Raw genomic sequence first — 22,263 nt, forward strand, 5'->3', positions numbered from 1 at the left:
AGATGTAACGGGGCTCAAACCATGCACCGAAGCTACGGGTATCACCTTTAGGTGATGCGGTAGAGGAGCGTTCTGTAAGCCTGTGAAGGTGAGTTGAGAAGCTTGCTGGAGGTATCAGAAGTGCGAATGCTGACATGAGTAACGACAATGCGAGTGAAAAACTCGCACGCCGAAAGACCAAGGTTTCCTGCGCAACGTTAATCGACGCAGGGTTAGTCGGTCCCTAAGGCGAGGCTGAAAAGCGTAGTCGATGGAAAACAGGTTAATATTCCTGTACTTCCAGTTATTGCGATGGAGGGACGGAGAAGGCTAGGCCAGCTTGGCGTTGGTTGTCCAAGTTTAAGGTGGTAGGCTGAGATCTTAGGCAAATCCGGGATCTCAAGGCCGAGAGCTGATGACGAGTGCTCATTAGAGCGCGAAGTGGTTGATGCCATGCTTCCAAGAAAAGCTCCTAAGCTTCAGATAACTGGGAACCGTACCCCAAACCGACACAGGTGGTTAGGTAGAGAATACCAAGGCGCTTGAGAGAACTCGGGTGAAGGAACTAGGCAAAATGGCACCGTAACTTCGGGAGAAGGTGCGCCGGCGAGGGTTAAGGACTTGCTCCGTAAGCCCATGCCGGTCGAAGATACCAGGCCGCTGCGACTGTTTATTAAAAACACAGCACTCTGCAAACACGAAAGTGGACGTATAGGGTGTGACGCCTGCCCGGTGCCGGAAGGTTAATTGATGGGGTTAGCGCAAGCGAAGCTCTTGATCGAAGCCCCGGTAAACGGCGGCCGTAACTATAACGGTCCTAAGGTAGCGAAATTCCTTGTCGGGTAAGTTCCGACCTGCACGAATGGCGTAACGATGGCGGCGCTGTCTCCACCCGAGACTCAGTGAAATTGAAATCGCTGTGAAGATGCAGTGTATCCGCGGCTAGACGGAAAGACCCCGTGAACCTTTACTATAGCTTTGCACTGGACTTTGAATTTGCTTGTGTAGGATAGGTGGGAGGCTTTGAAGTGGGGACGCCAGTTCTCATGGAGCCATCCTTGAAATACCACCCTGGCAACTTTGAGGTTCTAACTCAGGTCCGTTATCCGGATCGAGGACAGTGTATGGTGGGTAGTTTGACTGGGGCGGTCTCCTCCCAAAGAGTAACGGAGGAGTACGAAGGTGCGCTCAGACCGGTCGGAAATCGGTCGTAGAGTATAAAGGCAAAAGCGCGCTTGACTGCGAGACAAACACGTCGAGCAGGTACGAAAGTAGGTCTTAGTGATCCGGTGGTTCTGTATGGAAGGGCCATCGCTCAACGGATAAAAGGTACTCCGGGGATAACAGGCTGATACCGCCCAAGAGTTCATATCGACGGCGGTGTTTGGCACCTCGATGTCGGCTCATCACATCCTGGGGCTGAAGCCGGTCCCAAGGGTATGGCTGTTCGCCATTTAAAGTGGTACGCGAGCTGGGTTTAGAACGTCGTGAGACAGTTCGGTCCCTATCTGCCGTGGACGTTTGAGATTTGAGAGGGGCTGCTCCTAGTACGAGAGGACCGGAGTGGACGAACCTCTGGTGTTCCGGTTGTCACGCCAGTGGCATTGCCGGGTAGCTATGTTCGGAAGAGATAACCGCTGAAAGCATCTAAGCGGGAAACTTGCCTCAAGATGAGATCTCACTGGAACCTTGAGTTCCCTAAAGGGCCGTCGAAGACTACGACGTTGATAGGTTGGGTGTGTAAGCGCTGTGAGGCGTTGAGCTAACCAATACTAATTGCCCGTGAGGCTTGACCATATAACACCCAAGCAATTTGAGCGTAAGCGCCAAATTGTGGTGGTGAAGATGATACGAACCGAAAGTTCGCAACGAACCACAACATCACATATCCGGATTCGCTGGGCTGTCCATCTGGACATTCTGGCTACAGAATTTCTTGACGACCATAGAGCATTGGAACCACCTGATCCCATCCCGAACTCAGCAGTGAAACGATGCATCGCCGATGGTAGTGTGGGGTTTCCCCATGTGAGAGTAGGTCATCGTCAAGATTCATTTCGCAAAACCCCTATCTGCGCATGCAGGTAGGGGTTTTGTCTTTTCTGGCTTTTACTTGGGCCAGTACCGGCAGCCAGCCGTGATATCGTTCCCCATTCTTCTTTCAGGGACTTTTCCATGCCCAACACCACCTCACTGCAGCCTGGTTTCATGATCGTCCACGGCAACCGCCTGGACGACCTGCGCAGCCTGGTGGTGAGTTGGATGCGCCGCTACCCGCTGGCACCGCTGGAAAACGAAATCGCCTTGGTACAGAGCAATGGCATTGCCCAATGGCTCAAGCTTGCCCTCGCCGAAGACCCACAAGACGATGACATGGGCGGCTGCGGTATTGCTGCCGCCATCGATGTGCAACTGCCCGGCAGCTTCATGTGGCAGTTGTATCGCAAGGTGCTCGGGCGCGACGAGATCCCCGAAGTATCCCTGCTCGACAAGGCACCGCTGACCTGGCGCCTGATGCGCCTGCTGCCTGCACTGATCGAGCGCCCGCATTTCGAACCGCTGCGTCGTTTCCTCACGGATGACAGTGACCTGCGCAAGCGCTATCAGTTGGCCGAGCGCCTGGCCGACCTGTTCGACCAATACCAGGTCTACCGCGCCGACTGGCTCAAGGATTGGGCAGCCGGCGAGCACATCCTCAATACCGCCCGTAGTGAACGCAAGCCTCTCGCCCCCGGCAACCGCTGGCAGGCCGAACTTTGGCGTGCATTGCTCGAGGATGTCGGTGAGCAAGGCATGGCGCAAAGCCGAGCAGGGGTACACCAGCGCTTCATTGAGCGCATCAACAGCCAGGACGCAGCACCACAAGGGCTGCCTTCGCGGGTGATCGTGTTCGGTATCTCTTCTCTGCCCGCCCAGGCTTTGGAGGCATTAGCAGGCTTGGCCCGCTTCAGTCAGGTGCTGCTCTGCGTTCACAACCCTTGCCGCCACCATTGGGCCGACATCGTTGCCGACAAGGACCTGCTACGCCACCAGTACAAGCGCCAGCAGCGCAAGCAGGGCATGCCCCAGCAACTGGACGACGAGTCGCTGCATCAGCACGCTCACCCGTTGCTGGCTGCCTGGGGCAAGCAAGGCCGCGATTACATCAACCTGCTGGACAGCTACGACGACCCCGGCAGCTATCAAGGCGTATTCAGCGACGGGCGCATCGACCTGTTCAGCGAAGGCCAGCCCACTACGCTGCTGAACCAGCTGCAGGACGATATCCTCGAACTGCGTCCACTGGCAGAAACCCGCGAATGCTGGCCTGAGGTCGACCTGACCAAGGATCGCTCCGTGCGCTTTCACGTGGCGCACAGCCCGCAGCGCGAAGTGGAGATCTTGCACGACCAGTTACTGGCTCGCTTCAGCGCCGACCCCACGCTGCGCCCGCGCGACGTAATCGTCATGCTCCCGGCGATCGACACCTACGCCCCGCATATCCGTGCAGTGTTCGGCCAATTGCAGCGCAACGACCCGCGCTTCATTCCGTTCACCCTGACCGATCAGGGCCAGCGTGGTCGCGACCCCCTGCTGATTGCCCTAGAACATCTGCTCAAGCTGCCAGACAGCCGCTTCGCCGTCAGCGAAGTGCTCGATCTGCTCGACGTCCCGGCAGTACGCGCGCGTTTCGGCATCCGTGAAAGCGACCTGCCCACCCTGCATCGCTGGATCGAAGGTGCAGGCATTCGCTGGGGTCTGAACGCCGATCAGCGCGCCACCCTCGGGTTGCCCCAGGGCCTGGAGCAGAACAGTTGGCGCTTCGGTCTGCGACGCATGCTGCTGGGTTACGCGGTGGGTGTGGGAGAGGGCTGCGACGGCATTGAACCGTACGACGAAATTGGCGGCCTGGATGCCGCCTTGATCGGCCCGCTGGTCGCGCTGCTCGATGCCCTTGATGTGGCTAACCAAACTTTGTCCCAACCTGCCACAGCCAGCGAGTGGGGTGACCGCCTCAACGCATTGTTGCAAGTGTTCTTCCTGGCCGAGGAAGAGCACGATGAATTTCTCTTGATGCAATTGCAGGAGCTGCGCGACAGCTGGCTGGAAGTCTGCGAAACCGTGGGTCTGCAAGATCAGCTGCCACTCACGGTGATCCGCGAGGCCTGGCTGTCGGGCCTCGACGAAGGCAAGTTGTCTCAGCGTTTTCTCGCCGGCTCGGTGAATTTCTGCACCTTGATGCCAATGCGGGCAATTCCCTTCCGTGTGGTGTGCCTGCTGGGCATGAACGATGGCGACTATCCGCGCGCGCAGCCGCCGCTGGACTTCGACCTGATGGCCAGCGATTACCGCCCCGGCGATCGCTCGCGCCGCGAGGACGACCGCTACCTGCTCCTCGAAGCGCTGCTGTCGGCACGTGACCAGCTCTACATCAGCTGGGTTGGCCGCAGCATCCGTGATAACAGTGAGCGACCGGCCTCGGTATTGATCGGCCAGTTGCGCGATCACCTGGCTGCCGGTTGGCGCCTCAAGGGTGATGCTGACGGCCAGCAACTGCTGCACGCCTTGACCCAGGAACATCCCCTGCAGCCTTTCAGTACACGCTACTTCCAGAAGGGCAGTGCGCTGTTCAGCTACGCCCATGAGTGGCAGTTGCTGCACCAGCAGACCATTGACGAGAAGCAGCCCGGCCTCAACCTGCCTCCGTACGTCAACGAAGAAGCGCTGACGCTGACCCAATTGCAGGATTTCTTGCGTCACCCAGTCCGGCACTTCTTCAGCCAGCGCTTGAAAGTGTTCTTCGAAGCCCTGGAGGCGCCTACCCCAGACGAAGAACCATTCGTCCTTGACGCCTTGCAGCGCTACAGCGCCAGCGAAAGCCTGCTGGGCGCAGCCCTGGGCGATCCTGATAACGCCGAACGTGCGCTGCAGGCCCAGGCCCGCCGCCTGCAAGCTTGCGGCATGCTGCCCCTGGCTGGCTTCGGTGAACTGCTGCAAACCGAGTTGATCCAGCCACTGCCCGATCTGCTGCTACGTCATCGTCAACTACTGCAGCGCTGGCCAACGGTGGTCGATGGTGCATTGCCGATTCATTTCGAGCATTCCAATCACCGTCTTGAGGGTTGGCTGGGCCGGGTCTATCAGGCCGACGATCAAAGCCTGTTGAGTATCACCGCGGTTCCCAACACCATCAGCGCCGGGCGCAACAACCTCAAGTGGCATCGCTTGATTGCCAGCTGGGTGATGCACCTGGCCGCGTGCGCCGCTGGCTATCCATTGCACAGTGCGCTGCTGGCCAGCGACGTTACCCTGCTGCTCGGTCCCTTGCCGCAGGATCAGGCTGGCGAGCAACTGGGTCACCTGCTTGTCGCGCGTCAGGCTGCGATGAATGCACCGCTGCCTGTCGCCGCCAAGACAGCCTTTGCCTGGTTGGCTCAAGAAGATCCGGACAAGGCCCGGGCCGCCGCTATCCGTGCCTATGAAGGGGATGGCCGCACCAGTTTCGGCGAGCGCAGCGAAAGTGTTGCGCTGGCCCGGCAGTTCCGCGATTTCGCCGCACTCAGCGCCGACGAGACTTTTGAAGGCTGGTGCGAAACCTTGTACCGCCCCCTGTTCAGCGCTGCCTGGCAGGCCCAGGGTAATCCGGAGAGTGAAGCATGACCCAGGCCCGCCCCCTGGCACTGAGTTTTCCCCTGCATGGCAGCCAGCTGATCGAAGCGAGTGCCGGTACAGGCAAGACGTTCACTATTTCCGCGCTGTACCTGCGCCTGATCCTCGGCCATGGCGCTGAGCAAGGCTTCGGTCGCGAACTGCTGCCGCCGCAGATTCTCGTGGTGACCTTTACCGATGCCGCCACCAAAGAGCTGCGCGAGCGTATCCGCGCCCGCCTGGCCGAGGCAGCGCGCTTCTTCCGCGGCGAGCTGGAAGGCGGCGACCCATTGCTGCACCAACTGCGCGACGATTATGCCGAAGCACACTGGCCACGCTGCGCCAATCGCCTGGAAATCGCTGTGCAGTGGATGGACGAAGCGGCAGTGTCGACCATCCATGGCTGGTGCCAGCGCATGCTCCGTGAACATGCTTTCGACAGTGGCAGTCTATTTACCCAAAGCCTGGAAACCGACCACAGCGACCTGCTCGGCCAAGTCATGCGCGATTACTGGCGGCGCTTTTGCTATGGCATGCACGGCGAAGCGCTGAGCTGGGTGCGCAGCCATTGGGTCAGCCCCGATGCTCTGTTGCCGCGCATCCGCCCGCTGTTCGGCCGCGTGCGTGCGCAACAGGACGAAACGGAACCACAAGCGTTGATTGATGGTGCGCTGCAACAGCGGGGCGAGCAGTTGCGCCAACTCAAGGCACCGTGGGCGCAATGGGCGGATGAGCTGCAGCAGCTCTGCCGCGACGCGGTGGCGGCAAAGCAGGCGGATGGCCGCAAACTGCAAGCGCGCTACTTCGAGCCTTGGTTTGAAAAACTGCGCACTTGGGCCGGTGATGAGCAGGAGGTGGAGCTCGATCTGGGAACCGGCTTTACCCGCCTGACGCCGGCGGGGATGGCCGAAGCCTGGAAAGCTGGCGAGCCCCCCGACCACCCGGCCTTGCATGCCATGCAGAACCTGCAGCAACAGTTGCAGGCTCTGGCCAGCCCGGATGCCCGCTTGCTCGAACATGCCGCCGCCTGGGTGGCGGCGCGTTTCGAAGTGGAAAAACGCCGCCGGGCCGAAATGGGCTTCGACGACATGCTGTTGCGTCTGCAACATGCACTGGGCACCGAGTCGGGTGAACGCCTGGCCGCGCTGATCCGCGAGCAGTTCCCGGTGGCATTGATTGACGAATTTCAGGACACCGACCCGGTCCAGTACGGCATCTTCGAAAGCATCTATCGCATCAGCGAGAACAATGCGCAAACCGGCCTGTTCATGATCGGCGACCCCAAGCAGGCGATCTATGCCTTCCGTGGCGCCGACATCTATACCTACCTGTCGGCCCGACGCGCTACCGCTGGCCGCCTGCATAGCCTGGACACCAACTACCGCTCCAGCCAGGCGATGGTCGCGGCGGTCAACCGGGTGTTCCTGCAGGCCGAGGCGCGCACGCAGGGCAAGGGTGCCTTCCTGTTCCGCGAAGCTGACGATAACCCGCTGCCGTTTGTCGAAGTCCGCGCCAAGGGCCGCAGCGAACGCCTGTTGATTGATGGTCAAGCGTGTGCAGCGCTGCAGTGCTGGCAGCTGGAAAGTGACGAGCCGGTATCCAGCACGCTCTACCGGCAGCAACTGGCCGCCAGCTGTGCGAGCCATATCGTTACCGTGTTGAATGGTGGCCAGCGCGGTGTGACCGGCTTCAGCGATGACCAGGGCGAGCTGCGCCCGTGCCAGCCTTCGGACATCGCCATCCTGGTGCGTGATGGCCATGAAGCGCAGCTGGTGCGCAGCGAGCTTGCCGCCCGCGACGTGCGCAGCGTGTACCTCTCCGACAAGGACTCGGTTTTCGCCGCCCAGGAGGCACATGACTTGCTGGCCTGGCTCAAGGCCTGCGCCGAGCCGGACTCCGAGCGCTTGCTCAAGGCCGCGCTGGCCAGCCTGACCTTGGAGCTGTCGCTGGCTCAACTTGATCAGCTGAACCAGGACGAGCGGGTGTGGGAAGGCTGGGTCATGCGTTTTCGTCGCTACCGCGAAATCTGGCAGCGCCAGGGCGTGCTGCCTATGCTGCGGCACCTGTTGCACGACTTCGGTCTTCCGCGCACGCTGATCGGCCGCACTGACGGCGAGCGTGTGCTGACCAACCTGCTGCACCTGGCCGAACTGCTGCAGCAGGCAGCTGCTGAGCTGGACGGTGAGCAGGCGCTTATCCGTCACCTGGCCGAGCACCTGGCCAATTCCGGCCAAGCGGGGGAGGAGCAGATTCTGCGCCTGGAAAGCGACGAGCAGCTGGTCAAGGTGGTGACGATCCACAAGTCCAAGGGCCTGGAATACCCCTTGGTCTACCTGCCGTTCATCTGCACCAGCAAGCCCGTGGACGGCAGCCGCCTGCCGTTGGCCTGGCACGACAGCCTGGGCAATGTGCAACTGACGCTGACGCCCGATGCAGAGCAGATCGCCCTGGCCGACGAAGAGCGCCTGGCTGAAGACCTGCGCCTGCTCTATGTGGCCCTGACGCGTGCCCAGCATGCCTGCTGGCTGGGCGTCGCCGACCTCAAGCGCGGCAACCAGAAAAGCTCGCAGCTGCACCGCTCGGCGCTCGGCTACCTGCTGGGTGGCGGCCTGGCATTGCCTGGCTCGGAGCACCTCAACGCGTGGCTGCAGAGCTTGCTGGCAGGTAGCGTGGATATTGCCTGCCCGCCGCTGCCAGAGGCCAGCGATGAGCATTATCGTGCGTCCCAGGCCGAGCGCGAGTTGTTACCAGCACGCAAGCCACGCCGGGCCGCCGCCGAACATTGGTGGATCGCGTCCTACAGTGCCTTGCGCGTAGGCGAGCAGACCCTTGGCGCCGACAGCTCACAAGCCCAGCAACTGCTCGATGACGAAGTTGCCGATACTCAGCTGATCCGTGAAGCGCCCGCCGACGGTGGCGATATCCATCGCTTCCCCCGCGGCCCAAACCCGGGCACCTTCCTCCATGGGCTGCTGGAGTGGGCCGGTCGCGAAGGCTTTGGCGAAGTTGCCGGCAACGCCAGGCTCATCGAGCGTACCGTTGGCCAGCGTTGCAACCGCCGCGACTGGACCGGCTGGATTCCCGCACTCAGCCAGTGGTTGCAGTGCCTGCTCAACGAGCCATTGCCGGTCGGCACTGCACAACTGAGACTCGCACAGTTGCAGCGTTACCAGATCGAAATGGAGTTCTGGTTCGCCAGCCACAACGTCGACGCCGAGCAGCTAGACCGTCTGGTGGCCCGGCATACCCACCCGGGCAGCGCACGCCCGGCCGCGCAACCGACACTGCTCAATGGCATGTTCAAAGGTTTCATCGACCTTGCCTACGAGCTTGACGGGCGCTATTACGTGGCGGACTACAAGTCCAACTGGCTCGGCCCGGACATCCAGGCCTACGACACCCAGGCCATGGAAAAGGCCATCCTCGAACACCGCTACGACTTGCAGTACGTGCTTTACCTGCTGGCACTGCATCGCCAGCTGCGCGCACGGCTGCCTGATTACGATTACGACCGCCATGTTGGCGGCGCCCTGTTCATCTTCCTGCGCGGTGCCAGCAGCAGTGGCCACGGTGTGTATTTCGCCAAGCCACCACGCGAGCTGATCGAGGCCCTCGATGCGCTGTTCCGTGGCGTGCACGCGCCCCAGCAGCAGGACCTGTTTGCCGGAGTTGCGCCATGAGCCGAACCCTCGACGATCTCTTGCCAACGCCACTGCACGCTGAGCATCTGTTGGCCCTGGCCCCTCAGCACAACAGTGCAGACCTGCTGCAATTGCTCGATCGCTGGGTGGAACGTGGCTGGCTGCGCGCGCTCGACCGGGCGTTCGTCAGCTTTCTTGAAGAGCGTACCCCCGGCAGTGACCCGTTGCTCTTGCTGGCGGCAGCACTGGCCAGCCATCAGCTGGGCCACGGGCATGTCTGCCTAGACCTGCAACAGACCCTCGCCGAGCCTGATTTCGCGCTGTCGCTGCCGCCGGAAGGCGATGCCCTGACCGGCCCGTTGCTGTTGCCCTCGCAACTGCTGGCCAACCTCGGCTTGCCAACCTGGCTGCAACGCATTGCCGCCAGCCCGTTGGTGGCGGCCGGCGATACGCCAAGCCAGCACTCGCGGCCGCTGGTGCTCAGTGGCCAGCGCCTGTACCTGCGCCGCTACTGGAGCTACGAACGCCAGATTGACCAGACCCTGCGCCAGCGCCTGAACCAGGGCGAGGCTGCCCCGGCCGACTTGTCTGCGCGCCTGGCACAGCTGTTCGACGAAGGCGCCCTGGTGGGCCAGGTGGACTGGCAGAAACTGGCCTGTGCCCTGGCTACCCGTGCGGGTTTCAGCATCATCACTGGCGGCCCCGGTACCGGCAAGACCACCACTGTAGTGCGCTTGCTGGCGCTGTTGCAGGCGCCTGCGGTGGAGCAGGGCAGGCCGTTGCGCATACGCCTGGCTGCGCCGACCGGCAAGGCGGCTGCGCGTCTGACCGAGTCGATCGGCCAGCAGGTTGAACGGTTGCAGGTGAGCGCCGAAGTGCGCGCGCAGATCCCCACCGACGTCAGCACCGTGCACCGCCTGCTCGGCAGCCGCCCAGGCTCGCGGCACTTCCGTCACCACGCTGGCAACCCGCTGCCGCTGGATGTGCTGGTGGTCGACGAAGCGTCGATGATCGACCTGGAGATGATGGCCAACCTGCTCGACGCATTGCCGCCCAAGGCGCGCTTGATTCTGCTTGGCGACAAGGACCAGCTGGCTTCGGTCGAAGCCGGTGCCGTGCTCGGTGACCTGTGTCGGGATGCCGAGGAAGGCTGCTACTCGCCCGCGACCCAGGCCTGGCTGGAGCAGATCGGTGGTCAGTCACTGGCTGCCAGTGGCCTGAAACCGGGTGATGTGCAACGTAATCCGTTGGCCCAGCAAGTGGTGATGTTGCGCTTCTCGCGGCGTTTTGGTGAGGGCAGTGGCATTGGCCAGCTCGCGCGCCTGGTCAACCGCCAAGAGGCCCAGGCGGCACGTGACCTGCTGAGCATGCCGCCAGCAGACGTATTCGGCCTGGCGCTGCGCAGCGAGCAGGACCGGGCCTTCGACCGCCTGATTCTCGACGGCCTCAACCGCGGCAACGAAGGGCCACAGGGGTATCGCAGCTACCTGCGTGCCATTGGCCGCTATCGCCCGGCACCGGGCAGTGCTTTCGATGATCCGCGCTGGGAGCAGTGGGCCGGCAAAGTGCTGCACAGTTTTGAAGACTTCCAGCTGCTGTGCGCCGTGCGCAAGGGGGCTTGGGGCGTTGAAGGCCTCAACGAGCGGGTTGCGCGGGTGCTGCACAACGCCGGCCTGATCGACAGCCAGCAGCCGTGGTATGAAGGCCGCCCGGTGCTGGTGACGCGTAACGACTACGGCTTGGGGTTGATGAACGGTGACATCGGCATCGCCCTGCGCCTGCCGGACGAACATGGTGAAGCACTGCTGCGTGTGGCCTTCCCGCGCAACGATGGCAGTGGAGGCGTGCGCTTCGTCCTGCCCAGTCGCCTCAACGAGGTGGAAACCGTTTACGCCATGACCGTGCACAAGTCCCAGGGCTCCGAATTCAGCCACACCGCGCTGGTGCTGCCGGATGCACTCAACCCGGTGTTGACCAAGGAGCTGGTGTATACCGGCATCACCCGGGCCAAGCATTGCTTCAGCCTGATCGAGCCGCGTCAGGGTATTTTCGAGGAAGCGGTGTTGCGTAAGGTACGGCGTGTTTCCGGGCTGATGCTCTTGTAGGAGCGGCCTTGCCGGGGCGCCGGACCGGTCGGAAAGGGCCGCAACGTGGCCCCGGCAGTTCCGGCCGCGAAGCTGAAACGCTGGGGCCGCTTCGCAGCCCTTTCCGACCGGTCCGGCGCCCCGGCGAGGCCGCTCCTACAGATAGCCAGCGTTGTGCTATCGTTGCGCCGACTTCAGACAGGATTTGAGAGAATTCTCACATGACAGGCGCCAGGGAGCGGTTGACAGGCTGTGTGCTTTCGCTACTGCTATTTGCCCTGTCGCTAATGGCCGGCCCTGCCCAGGCGGACGCATCAGCCACCTCCGCACAGGCCCAGCAGCGCGCCAGGGCGGTGACCCAGGTGGTGTTGGGCATCCTCAGCTATGCACGTTGGCCGAGCGAGCCAGTGCCCTTGCGCCTGTGCCTGGTCGGCCCCACCGAATATGCCGACGACCTGATCAAAGGCAACATGCAGAACTCCGGGCAACCCTTGCAGGTACGTCGCCTGCTGGCCGACGACCGGCAGGTGGCCCAGGCCTGTGACGCCATCTACATCGGCAAGCTCGACGACGCCGAGCGTGATCGCCTGTTCCAGGCGGTCAGCGGCCACCCGGTATTGAGCATCAGCGAAGCCGACGACCCGTGTACGGTCGGTAGCCTGTTCTGCCTGCGCGTCAGCGATCAACAGGTCGCCTTCGAGGTCAACCTGGACTCCGTGGCGCGTTCCGGCGTGCGTATTCACCCCAGCGTGTTGCAGCTGTCACGGCGCCGCGGAGCTCTGCCATGAAGCGCGCAGCCATGAAGGCCGGCAACAAGCAGACCGTTCGCCCGACCCTGCGCTCGGTGCTCGGCCGCGGCCACCTCAGCGTGGCACTGCTGGCGGTGGGCCTGGCCGGTATCTCGCTGACCTTGCTGGGTGTGCTCGCCCTGCGTGTATATGCCAATCACAACTTGCACCTGATTGCCCGCTCGATCAACTACACCGTCGAAGCTGCCGTTGTGTTCGACGACAGTGCCGCAGCCAATGAGGCGCTGGAACTGATCGCCAAGACCGAAGAGGTGGCGGACGCCAAGGTATTCAACAACGACGGTGAGCAGTTGGCGCATTGGCAGCGCAACGATGAGGGCGTGCTCGGGCACCTGGAGGTGCAAGTGGCGACAGCCTTGCTGGATGAGCCGATCAACCTGCCGATCATGCACCAGCAACAGAAGGTCGGGCATATCGAGCTGATCGGCCAGGGCCGCAGCCTGTTGCTGTTCCTGCTCAGTGGCCTTGGCGGCATCCTGTTTTGCACGATCCTCAGTGCCTTCGTCGCCTTGTACCTGTCGCGACGCCTGCTTGGCGATATTGTCCGGCCTTTGCGTGGCCTGGCCAGTGTCGCCCACGCAGCCCGGCGTGAACGCAGTTTCGACCGCCGGGTACCCGAAGCGCCCATTGCCGAGCTCAACGAGTTGGGCAACGACTTCAACGCGTTGCTCGACGAGCTGGAGGTCTGGCACAGCCACCTGCAGAACGAGAACGCCACCCTGGCGCACCAGGCCAGCCACGACAGCCTTACCGGCTTGCCCAACCGCGCGTTCTTCGAGGGCCGCCTCAGTCGCAGCCTGCGCAACGCCGCACGGCAGCAAGACCATCTGGCCTTGCTGTTCCTCGACAGTGACCACTTCAAGCAGATCAACGACAGCCACGGCCATGCCGTGGGCGACGAAGTGCTGATCAATGTTGCCGACCGCGTGCGTGCGCAACTGCGTGAGCACGACCTGGTGGCCCGCCTGGGCGGTGACGAGTTCGCTGTGCTGCTGACCCCGCTGCACTCGCGCGAGGACGCCGAGCGTATTGCCGAGAAGATCATCGCCAGCATGCAACTGCCGATGCTGCTCGAAGGCGGCGAAAGCCTCACCACGTCATTGAGTGTCGGCATCGCTTATTACCCGGATGATGGCAGTGACCCTGCCAGCCTCCTCAATGCCGCGGATGCGGCGATGTACCAGGCCAAGCGCAAGCGCCGTGGCCAGTGGCAAGCGGCGCAGACGGAACGGTCCGCCGCCGATTTCAGGAACAGGAGTTGAACCGTGATACAGCGTTTGCGTTTTTCTTTCTTTGTGATGTTGCTGGCCTTGCTGACGCTGGCAGGGTGCCAGAGCACACCACCCAAAGGTCTCACCGCCGAGCAGATTGCCGTGCTCAAGCGTGAGGGCTTTGCCCCCACTGACGAGGGCTGGGCATTCGACCTGTCGGGCAAGGTGCTGTTCGGCAGCGACCTGGACAGCCTCAACGGCGCGAGCCAGGCGATTGTCGAGCGGATAGGCAAGGCGCTAATGGGGGTTGGCATTCAAGGCGTGCGGGTCGATGGCCATGCCGATGCATCGGGCAAGGCGGCGTACAACCAGCAGTTGTCCGAGCGGCGCGCGCAGAGTGTGGCCAAGGCGTTGATCGACGTTGGCATGCCGGCGCAGAACATCCGGACCCGTGGGCTGGGCAGCTCGCAGCCAGTAGCGGATAACCGCACCAGCGCAGGGCGGACCGAGAACCGGCGGGTGTCGATTGTAGTCGCGTCTTACTGAGCCCCACCGCCCATTCGCGGGTTTGACCCGCGAATGGGCGGCGAAGCAAACCCATCAATCCTGAGCGAAGTGCATCTCGCGCGTCTCACCCATCAACAACGGTGCATTCGCCTCGGTCACCCCACGGATGTAATCCCACAACAGGGTAATCCGCTTCAGCTTGCGCAAGTCCTCCCGGCAGTACATCCAGAATTGCCGCGTCACCTCGATCTCCTCCGGCAGCACCGTCACCAGTCGAGGGTCCTGCGCCGCCAGGAAGCATGGCAAGATCGCCAATCCGCGCCCCTGCAACGCCGCCGTGTACTGGGCGATGACACTGGTGCTGCGCAAATGCGCATTGGCATTGGGGATCAGGTTGGCCAGGTACAGTAATTCCGAACTGAACGCCAGGTCATCCACATAGCTGATGAACGGATGCCCCACCAGGTCGCTCACCTGGCGAATCGGCGCATGGCTGTCGAGGTAGCCCTGGGTCGCATACAGCCGCAGCCGGTAGTCGCACAGCTTGCAGCACACATAGGGCCCATGCTCGGGCCGCTCCAGGGCGATGACGATGTCCGCCTCGCGCTTGGACAGGCTGATGAAGTGCGGCAGCGGCAGGATATCCACCGAAATCGCCGGGTAGGCATCGACGAAATGGCTCAGTTGCGGGGTGACGAAGAAGCTGCCGAAGCCCTCGGTGCAACCCATGCGCACATGCCCCGACAGCGCCACGCCGGAGCCTGAGACCTGCTCGCAGGCCATGTGCAAGGTGCTCTCGATCGATTCTGCATAGCCCAGCAGGCGCTGCCCTTCGGCAGTCAGGACGAAGCCGTTGGTGCGTGACTTCTCGAACAGCAGCGTACCCAACGCCCCCTCCAGCGAACTGATGCGCCGCGACACCGTGGTGTAGTCGACGGCCAGGCGTTTGGCCGCGCTGCTGGCTTTGCGCGTGCGCGCTACTTCAAGGAAGAACTTCAGGTCGTCCCAGTTCAGCGAACTGAGGGAGGTCAGGTCTTTTTGCATGTTGATCCGGTTTTTTTGTGCGTTCTTGTTGGATGTTTGCACATCTATACTCGAAAAAAGCCCCAAGGCGCCACCTCGTGTTTGCCCGGCGCTGGCGATCTCGTCCTGACAATAATTCCAAGGAGAACGCAGATGAACGCACCACAATCCCCTGACAAGACCAAGGTCGAGCAGGTCAAGCTGCTGATCGACGGCCAGTGGGTCGAATCGAAAACCAGCGAATGGCGCGATATCGTCAACCCGGCCACCCAAGAGGTGCTGGCGCGGGTACCGTTCGCCACCGTCGAAGAAGTGGACGCCGCCGTGGCTGCCGGCCAGCGCGCCTTCAAGACCTGGCGTGACACCCCGATCGGTGCACGCATGCGCATCATGCTCAAGCTGCAGGCGCTGATCCGCGAACACACCAAGCGCATCGCCCAGGTGCTCAGCGCCGAGCAGGGCAAGACCCTTGCCGACGCCGAAGGCGACATCTTCCGCGGCCTTGAAGTGGTCGAGCATGCGGCCTCCATCGGCACCCTGCAGATGGGCGAGTTCGCCGAGAACGTCGCCGGTGGCGTTGATACCTACACCCTGCGCCAGCCAATCGGCGTGTGCGCTGGCATCACTCCGTTCAACTTCCCGGCGATGATCCCGCTGTGGATGTTCCCGATGGCCATCGTCTGCGGCAACACCTTCGTCCTCAAACCTTCCGAGCAGGACCCGCTGTCGACCATGCTGCTGGTCGAGCTGGCGCTGGAAGCCGGTGTGCCGGCGGGCGTGCTCAACGTGGTGCACGGTGGCAAGCAAGTGGTGGATGCGATCTGCACCCATCAGGACATCAAGGCGATTTCCTTCGTGGGTTCCACCGAAGTCGGCACCCACGTGTACAACCTGGCCAGCCAGCACGGCAAGCGTGTGCAGTCGATGATGGGCGCGAAGAACCACGCCGTGGTGCTGCCTGACGCCAACCGCACGCAAACCGTCAACGCCCTGGTCGGAGCCGCCTTTGGCGCAGCCGGCCAGCGCTGCATGGCCACTTCGGTGGCAGTGCTGGTGGGCAAGGCGCGTGATTGGCTGCCGGACATCAAGGACGCAGCAAGCAAGCTCAAGGTCAACGCCGGTTGTGAACCGGGCACCGATGTCGGCCCAGTGGTTTCCAAGCGTGCCAAGGAGCGTGTACTGGGCCTGATCGAAAGCGGTATCCAGGAAGGCGCCAAACTCGAACTCGATGGCCGTGGCGTGAAGGTGCCGGGTTACGAGCAAGGCAACTTCGTCGGCCCGACCCTGTTCTCCGGGGTGAAGACCGACATGCAGGTGTACACCCAGGAAATCTTCGGCCCGGTGCTGGTAACCCTGGAAGTCGACACCCTCGACGAAGCCATCGCCCTGGTCAACGCCAACCCGTTCGGCAATGGCACCGGCCTGTTCACCCAGAGCGGCGCGGCGGCGCGCAAGTTCCAGAGCGAGATCGACATTGGCCAGGTCGGCATCAACATCCCGATCCCGGTACCGGTGCCGTTCTTCAGCTTCACAGGCTCGCGCGGCTCCAAGCTCGGCGACCTCGGCCCGTACGGCAAGCAAGTGGTGCAGTTCTACACTCAGACCAAGACCGTCACCGCCCGCTGGTTCGATGACGACAGCGTCAATGACGGTGTGAACACCACCATCAGCCTGCGCTAAGGAGAAAGCCATGCGTATCGCATTCATCGGCCTGGGCAACATGGGCGCACCCATGGCCCGCAACCTGATCAAGGCCGGGCACCAGCTGAACCTGTTCGACCTGAACAAGACCGTGCTGGCCGAGCTCGCCGAACTGGGCGGGCAGGTCAGCGCCTCGCCCCGGGACGCGGCGGCCAGCAGCGAGCTGGTGATCACCATGCTGCCGGCGGCGGCCCATGTGCGCGCCGTGTACCTCAACGAAGACGACGGTGTGCTGGCGGGCATTCGCCCGGGCACGCCAACCCTGGACTGCAGCACCATCGACCCACAGACCGCGCGTGATGTTTCCAAAGCCGCTGCGGCCAAGGGTGTGGACATGGGGGATGCGCCAGTGTCCGGTGGTACCGGCGGCGCGGCGGCGGGCACGCTGACCTTCATGGTCGGTGCCAGCAACGAACTCTTCGCCGCCCTCGAGCCGGTGCTCAAGCAGATGGGCCGCAACATCGTGCACTGCGGTGAAGTGGGTACCGGGCAGATCGCCAAGATCTGCAACAACCTGCTGCTGGGTATCTCGATGGTCGGCGTGTCCGAGGCCATGGCCCTGGGCAATGCGCTGGGCATCGATACCAAGGTGCTGGCGGGGATCATCAACAGCTCGACTGGGCGCTGCTGGAGTTCCGACACCTACAACCCGTGGCCGGGCATCATCGAAACTGCCCCCGCCTCACGTGGCTACACCGGTGGGTTTGGCGCCGAACTGATGCTCAAGGACCTGGGGCTGGCCACCGAGGCCGCGCGCCAGGCCCACCAGCCGGTGATCCTGGGCGCTGTGGCCCAGCAGCTGTATCAGGCCATGAGCCTGCGCGGTGAAGGCGGCAAGGACTTCTCGGCGATCGTCGAGGGTTACCGCAAGAAGGATTGACGAGCGAGGACTTCATCGCGGGCCGGGTGGCCTTTCCTCTGAAACTGCGCACCAGAGGGGAGGGGCCCGCACCGCGATGTTTTTTGAGCATTATTTAGGTAAGGGGGGGTAAGTAATGCATGAAAACTCCCAAACCAAAAAATGCGATAGTCAATATCAAAAGCGAGGAGCCTATGAAGATTAGGAGGGTCTTGATTTTTGAAGGTAGATTATTTATTTCCTTGATGTCAATGAGGTTTTTTCGTGCATAGATTTTAGGAATTAGCAGAATGAATGATATGTTCGTTAGTCGAAAGAATTTTCCCATCATGCCAGCATGTAGCCAGAGTTTTTTTTCGCCGGTTATTGCATTGCAATTTAATAAAAATCCTTCAATGTAATCAATTTTGCGATGAGCAATATATATTGTTAATGCCAGGTTCAAGAGAAGTAGAGTTGTGACTGTCATGCTGTAGACTAAAAAAATCCAATGCATGATTGTCATTTTGCTACTGCCTCGTATAGAAGTTCCCCAGCCCAGGCGCCTGCTTCATTCCCAAGTTTTCCGCCTGCCATTCCCCCCACTGTACCCCCGAATATCCCACAAGCGAGTGCTCCGGTTCCACCTGTCGCTACGCCAAACACCACGCTGCAAGCAGCACCAAGAAGAAGCTTGCCACTGGCTGCCCCAGCAGTAGTACCAACCAAGCCCAAGGTTAATGAACTAACCTCGACATACTGCGCCTTTTTGCATTCCTCCTTGCGTCCGAGCGTACAGGCTTTATGTATCTCCAGTCCGGTAGCAGCGACATCTAACGCCATCCCGACATACGTTCCGTTCTTTATCAAATTAGCAGCTGTCGCCACGCCTGACACTTTGTTGGCATATCCTGCAATCTCGCCTGTATGTAAATAACTCTTTGTGGATATCCCTAGCGTCCTTTTGATCGAGCTTTTGTTCCTTAGACCGGAACCGTACGCAGCCAGCTTGTTCAACTGCTGATCCAACTTCATGAACAAGGCCGAACGCTTTGCATAGAACTGATCGCGAGCCGCCATCGTTCCTGACCCGAGATGCTGTAGATGCAACTTCTCGATTTCCATCAAGGTGGCTTCGATAGCTTTCAGGCGCTTGCTCCACCCTTCACTGACCACTCCAGCGCCCACGGACGCATGTGCGATGAGGCTCTTCAAAGTCTCGAAATTGTCCAGGAAAAAGTTATCCACACCCTGGCCGTTGCGCATCAACCCCAGGTGCGCAATTGTCGCCTGCCTCATCATCCAGGCTTCCTGGCTGGTGCAGGAGGCCGTGGTGGGGTCGCCGATGATGATAAGTTCCCCGCTACGGACCACGGTATTGGCGATGTGTGAATTCAGCACATCAAACTTTTCCAGGGAGTGACCGGTCAGTGCCAGGTCGGATTTCAGCCTGTGATAGTTTTGCAGCTTGAGGTTGAGGTACGCGCGAGCTTCGGACATGGCAGCACCCTCACGCGTATTTTCTGTTGCCGATGCGGTCCCAGCCCCCGGCGATATTACCGCCGCCACTGCCATCCTGGCGGCGCTGCTGGGTGTAAGTGGTCTTGATCCGCCCGTAGTTGAGTTGCACCACTTCCAGTGGTACTCCTGCGTCCACGGCCTGCGAATACTCGGCGATGATCACCTCTTCAAGGATGATTTCAAAGTACCTGAGCTTGTCACCGCCAGCACGACAGAGAGCGAGCTTCACTTCTTTCAGATGCTGGCCTGTGCAACTGGCTTCCATCAGTTTGCAACTGGCACTGTCGAGGTACTTGGTGAAAGTGAAGTTGGTGACGGAGGTCCTGCCCGATGTTGCGCCACCGGCGGAGCTGGCAGTGGCAGATGTACTTTGGCTGACGCCAAAGTCGTAGCCCAGCACTTCAATCCATTTACTGTATTTTTCGTCCAGTGCTTCGCCTGGAATACTGTCGATCTGAATGTAGGCGTCGAAAGCCATGCTTATCTCTCCTTGACATTGTTTTGGATGGGCAATGTTGCCCGGCGATTCGGGCGCCCCGTGCAGGCTAGGTCTGGGAGAGTGCGAGGGCAATACGCTATGGGGCGGTGTGGCGCAATTCAGAAAAGGACTACAAGAAGAGGGAATCAAGCTGAGGGTAAATGTCAGAAGATGTTGCTGAAGTTCAATGGGTATAGGGTTGTTTTGCTTTTTTTGCTACAGGTGTTCAACAGAGTGATAGCCCTGTAGGAAGTTTCACGTTTTCCACAGGGCCCACATCGCTCTGGCAAAAGAAAATCAGGCGAAGACGAAGTACTTGCGTACGGTCTCGACCACTTCCCAGGTACCTTTCATCCCCGGTTCGATCACGAATACATCACCCGCTTTCAGATGCTTCGGTTCTTCGCCTTCCGGGGTGATGATGCAGTAGCCATCGAGGAAGTGGCAGAACTCCCACTTCTCGTAGTTGACCTCGAACTTGCCCGGCGTGCAGATCCAGGTACCCATGATCTTGCTGCCGTCGGCCGACAGGTAGGCATTGAGGTTGACGGTGTGCGGATCGCCGCCGATGCGCTTCCACTTGGTGGCGTCCACGACCGGCGTCGGGCAGGTTTCGCGCAGGACGGTGATGAAATCGGACATGGCACAACTCCTGGTGACTGGCTGAATGACTGGTCACCATAGGGCCAATGGCCGAGCCGCAGTTGCCTGGGCTCGACGTCCAGCTGCCTGCCCGCGCTATGTCAGGGCGTTGACCTCGACGGTGATGTGGGCCAGTTCCTCGTGTACGCCCAGTGCCTGGCGCACGCTGTCGGCGCTCAATGCTGCCTGGGTGGCCAGGCTGAGGATGCAGGCGTACTGGTCCTTGCCCACACGCCACACGTGCAGGTCGGTGATGGTGGCAGGCACAGGCAGCTCGGCGACCACCTCGCGAATCTCCTCGACCACTGGCGCATCCATCTCGGCGTCCAGCAGCACCCTTCCGGTATCGCGCAGCAGGCCGCGGGCCCAGAGCGCCACCAGCACCGCACCGACCAGGCCCATCACCGGGTCGAGCCAGCTCGCGCCCCAGAATTTGCCGGCCAGCAGGGCGACGATCGCCAGTACCGAAGTGGCGGCATCGGCGATCACGTGCAGGTAGGCCGAGCGCAGGTTCAGGTCGTGGTGGTGATGGCCATGGTCGTGATGATGGTCGTGACCATGGTGGTGATCATGATCGTCGCGCAGCAGCCAGGCGCAGATCAGGTTCACGGCCAGGCCGATGACCGCGATGAAGATTGCCTCGTCATAGTGGATCGGCCCTGGCGTCAACAGGCGTTCAGCCGACTGGAAGGCCATGAGCCCGGCCACGCCGAGCAGCAGCAGGGCGCTGGAGTAGCCGCCGAGGATCTCGACCTTCCAGGTGCCGAAGGCGAAGCGTTGGTCCTTGGCATAGCGACGCGCGGCAGCGTAGGCCAGCAATGATAGCCCCAGGGCCAGGGCGTGCGAGCTCATGTGCCAGCCATCGGCGAGCAGCGCCATGGAGTTGAAGAACCAGCCACCGGCGATTTCCGCCACCATCATGATCGCCGTCAGCCACACGGCCAGGCGTGTCTTGCGCTCGGCGCCGAGGTTGCTGGTGTGGAACTGGTGGCTGTGCTGCCAGCGGCCTGAGGTTTGCGTCGCCATGGTTTATCATGCTCCCGGAATGTCGAGAAATATACTATACCCCAGTATACCTAGCATGGTGTGAAAGCGAATGGCACATACCCTCAAGAGCAAGAAGCAATTGCTGACCCGCGTGCGCAAGATCAAAGGCCAGGCCGCGGCCCTGGAAACCGCGCTGGAGCAGGACAAGGACTGCCTGGCGATCCTCCAGCAGATCGCCGCCGTGCGCGGCGCGGTGAACGGGCTGATGACCGAAGTGATGGAAGGGCACATCCGCGAGCACCTGGTGGCGCAAGGGCTGAGTACTGAGGAACGGCAGGAAGAGGCGGACAAGGTGGCGGCGTTGCTGCGGTCTTATCTAAAGTGATACCCCTAGGGGGTATACGGTAGGAATGCAATTTTCCTACAGGGCTATAAGTAGAGACCTACTTGGTGGCCTGAACCATCCGCTGGTCGCCTGAAGTGTGCATGGTGTTTACTGCGCTTCGTTTTGGTCAAGTCGGTGTGTATCATACACATCGACTGCCGAAGGAAGGGCGTATGCGCAGTCGTGAAGTGATCCAGCTCATTGAGGCGGACGGGTGGTACGAGGCCGAGGTCAAGGGCAGCCATCACCAGTTCAGGCACCCGATGAAGAAGGGGAGGGTGACAGTTCCTCATCCCAAGAGCGATCTTCCTAAAGGCACCGTACACAGCATCCTGAAGCAAGCTGGCTTGAAGCAGTCCAGTGGCTTCGATAGCTCGAACATCAGTGGAGACGCGCAATGAAATTCCCGGTCGTATTGCACAAGGACGCCGATTCGGATTATGGCGTGACCGTTCCCGACGTGCCTGGTTGCTTCTCTGCGGGCTCGACTGTCGCCCAGGCGCTGGAGAACGTTCAAGAGGCGCTAGCGCTGCATTTTGAGGGTTTGGTTGCTGATAACGAAGCGCTTCCTCAAGCGCAGGAAGTCGACGTCCATGTGGCGAATTCCGATTATGCTGGCGGGGTCTGGGCTGTCGTTGATTTCGATGTCACGCCTTACTTGGGGAAGGCCGTGCGGTTCAACGCAACATTGCCGGAAAACCTCCTTCAGCGGATCGATGAAAAAGTGAAGCGTGACCATCGGTATGCTTCTCGTTCTGGATTTCTCGCGTCGGCCGCTCTAAGAGAACTGGCGCTCGCACACTGAACGAATCCGTATTGCAACCAGTGC

17 protein-coding genes and 2 rRNA genes (1 of these 19 only partly in view) are annotated in these 22,263 nt (G+C 61.1%); 13 read left to right on the forward strand and 6 right to left on the reverse strand.

Annotated elements, in window-relative coordinates:
• Positions 1-1,776 (forward strand): 23S ribosomal RNA (locus BUQ73_RS02295); it begins 1,117 nt to the left of the window's first position.
• Positions 1,777-1,914: 138 nt separating this feature from the next.
• Positions 1,915-2,030: ribosomal RNA gene (rrf, locus tag BUQ73_RS02300) — 5S ribosomal RNA — on the forward strand.
• Here rrf and BUQ73_RS28815 read toward each other — a convergent pair.
• Positions 2,025-2,156 carry a hypothetical protein gene (locus tag BUQ73_RS28815; protein ID WP_265349608.1) on the reverse strand — a complete coding sequence of 44 codons (132 nt, stop codon included), beginning with the start codon at positions 2,154-2,156 and terminating at the stop codon, positions 2,025-2,027. The genes rrf and BUQ73_RS28815 overlap by 6 nt on opposite strands.
• Here BUQ73_RS28815 and recC point away from each other — a divergent pair.
• The 6 genes from recC to BUQ73_RS02330 all read left to right on the forward strand — a co-directional run bounded on the left by recC (position 2,155) and on the right by BUQ73_RS02330 (position 13,898).
• Positions 2,155-5,619, forward strand: a complete 3,465-nt coding sequence (gene recC, locus BUQ73_RS02305) for an exodeoxyribonuclease V subunit gamma (RefSeq protein WP_079226503.1) — start codon at positions 2,155-2,157, stop codon at positions 5,617-5,619. The two genes, BUQ73_RS28815 and recC, sit on opposite strands and share 2 nt — an antisense overlap.
• A complete protein-coding gene (gene recB / locus BUQ73_RS02310) occupies positions 5,616-9,287 on the forward strand; it encodes an exodeoxyribonuclease V subunit beta (protein ID WP_079226504.1) in 3,672 nt (1,223 codons plus the stop codon). The genes recC and recB overlap by 4 nt, the downstream gene beginning before the upstream one ends.
• Complete coding sequence (gene recD / locus BUQ73_RS02315) at positions 9,284-11,353, forward strand: exodeoxyribonuclease V subunit alpha (protein WP_079226505.1); 2,070 nt, start codon at positions 9,284-9,286, stop codon at positions 11,351-11,353. The genes recB and recD overlap by 4 nt, the downstream gene beginning before the upstream one ends.
• A gap of 200 nt (positions 11,354-11,553) precedes the next feature.
• Positions 11,554-12,120, forward strand: coding sequence for a YfiR family protein (locus BUQ73_RS02320; RefSeq protein ID WP_079226506.1), 567 nt, complete (start codon positions 11,554-11,556; stop codon positions 12,118-12,120).
• Positions 12,121-12,131: 11 nt separating this feature from the next.
• Positions 12,132-13,403: a diguanylate cyclase domain-containing protein gene (locus tag BUQ73_RS02325; protein WP_079230467.1), complete on the forward strand. Its 1,272-nt coding sequence runs from the start codon at positions 12,132-12,134 to the stop codon at positions 13,401-13,403.
• 3 nt (positions 13,404-13,406) lie between these two features.
• Positions 13,407-13,898: an OmpA family protein gene (locus tag BUQ73_RS02330; RefSeq protein WP_079226507.1), complete on the forward strand. Its 492-nt coding sequence runs from the start codon at positions 13,407-13,409 to the stop codon at positions 13,896-13,898.
• Positions 13,899-13,952: 54 nt separating this feature from the next.
• Here the strand turns inward: BUQ73_RS02330 and BUQ73_RS02335 are convergent, their stop codons facing one another.
• Positions 13,953-14,903: a LysR family transcriptional regulator gene (locus BUQ73_RS02335; protein ID WP_079226508.1), complete on the reverse strand. Its 951-nt coding sequence runs from the start codon at positions 14,901-14,903 to the stop codon at positions 13,953-13,955.
• A gap of 132 nt (positions 14,904-15,035) precedes the next feature.
• Between BUQ73_RS02335 and BUQ73_RS02340 the strand changes: the two genes are divergently transcribed.
• A complete protein-coding gene (locus BUQ73_RS02340; protein ID WP_060485581.1) occupies positions 15,036-16,562 on the forward strand; it encodes a CoA-acylating methylmalonate-semialdehyde dehydrogenase in 1,527 nt (508 codons plus the stop codon).
• A gap of 10 nt (positions 16,563-16,572) precedes the next feature.
• On the forward strand, positions 16,573-17,463 hold the full coding sequence (gene mmsB / locus BUQ73_RS02345) for a 3-hydroxyisobutyrate dehydrogenase (RefSeq protein ID WP_079226509.1): 891 nt from the start codon (positions 16,573-16,575) through the stop codon (positions 17,461-17,463).
• A 480-nt stretch (positions 17,464-17,943) separates the two neighbouring features.
• Here mmsB and BUQ73_RS02355 read toward each other — a convergent pair whose 3' ends face one another.
• The 4 genes from BUQ73_RS02355 to dmeF form a co-directional block, all read right to left on the reverse strand.
• On the reverse strand, positions 17,944-18,921 hold the full coding sequence (locus tag BUQ73_RS02355) for a hypothetical protein (RefSeq protein ID WP_079226511.1): 978 nt from the start codon (positions 18,919-18,921) through the stop codon (positions 17,944-17,946).
• Between the two features lie 10 nt (positions 18,922-18,931).
• Positions 18,932-19,420 carry an Hcp family type VI secretion system effector gene (locus BUQ73_RS02360; RefSeq protein WP_079226512.1) on the reverse strand — a complete coding sequence of 163 codons (489 nt, stop codon included), beginning with the start codon at positions 19,418-19,420 and terminating at the stop codon, positions 18,932-18,934.
• Positions 19,421-19,717: 297 nt separating this feature from the next.
• Complete coding sequence (locus tag BUQ73_RS02365) at positions 19,718-20,062, reverse strand: cupin domain-containing protein (protein ID WP_003258412.1); 345 nt, start codon at positions 20,060-20,062, stop codon at positions 19,718-19,720.
• A gap of 96 nt (positions 20,063-20,158) precedes the next feature.
• Positions 20,159-21,088, reverse strand: a complete 930-nt coding sequence (dmeF, locus tag BUQ73_RS02370; protein ID WP_079226513.1) for a CDF family Co(II)/Ni(II) efflux transporter DmeF — start codon at positions 21,086-21,088, stop codon at positions 20,159-20,161.
• Positions 21,089-21,158: 70 nt separating this feature from the next.
• Here dmeF and BUQ73_RS02375 point away from each other — a divergent pair, with 70 nt between their 5' ends.
• From BUQ73_RS02375 to BUQ73_RS02385, 3 genes are all read left to right on the forward strand, one after another.
• Positions 21,159-21,434: a metal/formaldehyde-sensitive transcriptional repressor gene (locus BUQ73_RS02375; RefSeq protein ID WP_079226514.1), complete on the forward strand. Its 276-nt coding sequence runs from the start codon at positions 21,159-21,161 to the stop codon at positions 21,432-21,434.
• Positions 21,435-21,607: 173 nt separating this feature from the next.
• Entirely contained in the window at positions 21,608-21,835 is a 228-nt protein-coding gene (locus BUQ73_RS02380) for a type II toxin-antitoxin system HicA family toxin (RefSeq protein WP_079226515.1), read from the forward strand.
• Complete coding sequence (locus BUQ73_RS02385) at positions 21,832-22,239, forward strand: type II toxin-antitoxin system HicB family antitoxin (protein ID WP_060485575.1); 408 nt, start codon at positions 21,832-21,834, stop codon at positions 22,237-22,239. The genes BUQ73_RS02380 and BUQ73_RS02385 overlap by 4 nt, the downstream gene beginning before the upstream one ends.
• The last annotated feature ends 24 nt before the right edge of the window (positions 22,240-22,263 follow it).

Origin of the sequence: Pseudomonas putida (assembly GCF_002025705.1) — a bacterium.
Taxonomy (GTDB): domain Bacteria; phylum Pseudomonadota; class Gammaproteobacteria; order Pseudomonadales; family Pseudomonadaceae; genus Aquipseudomonas; species Aquipseudomonas putida_J.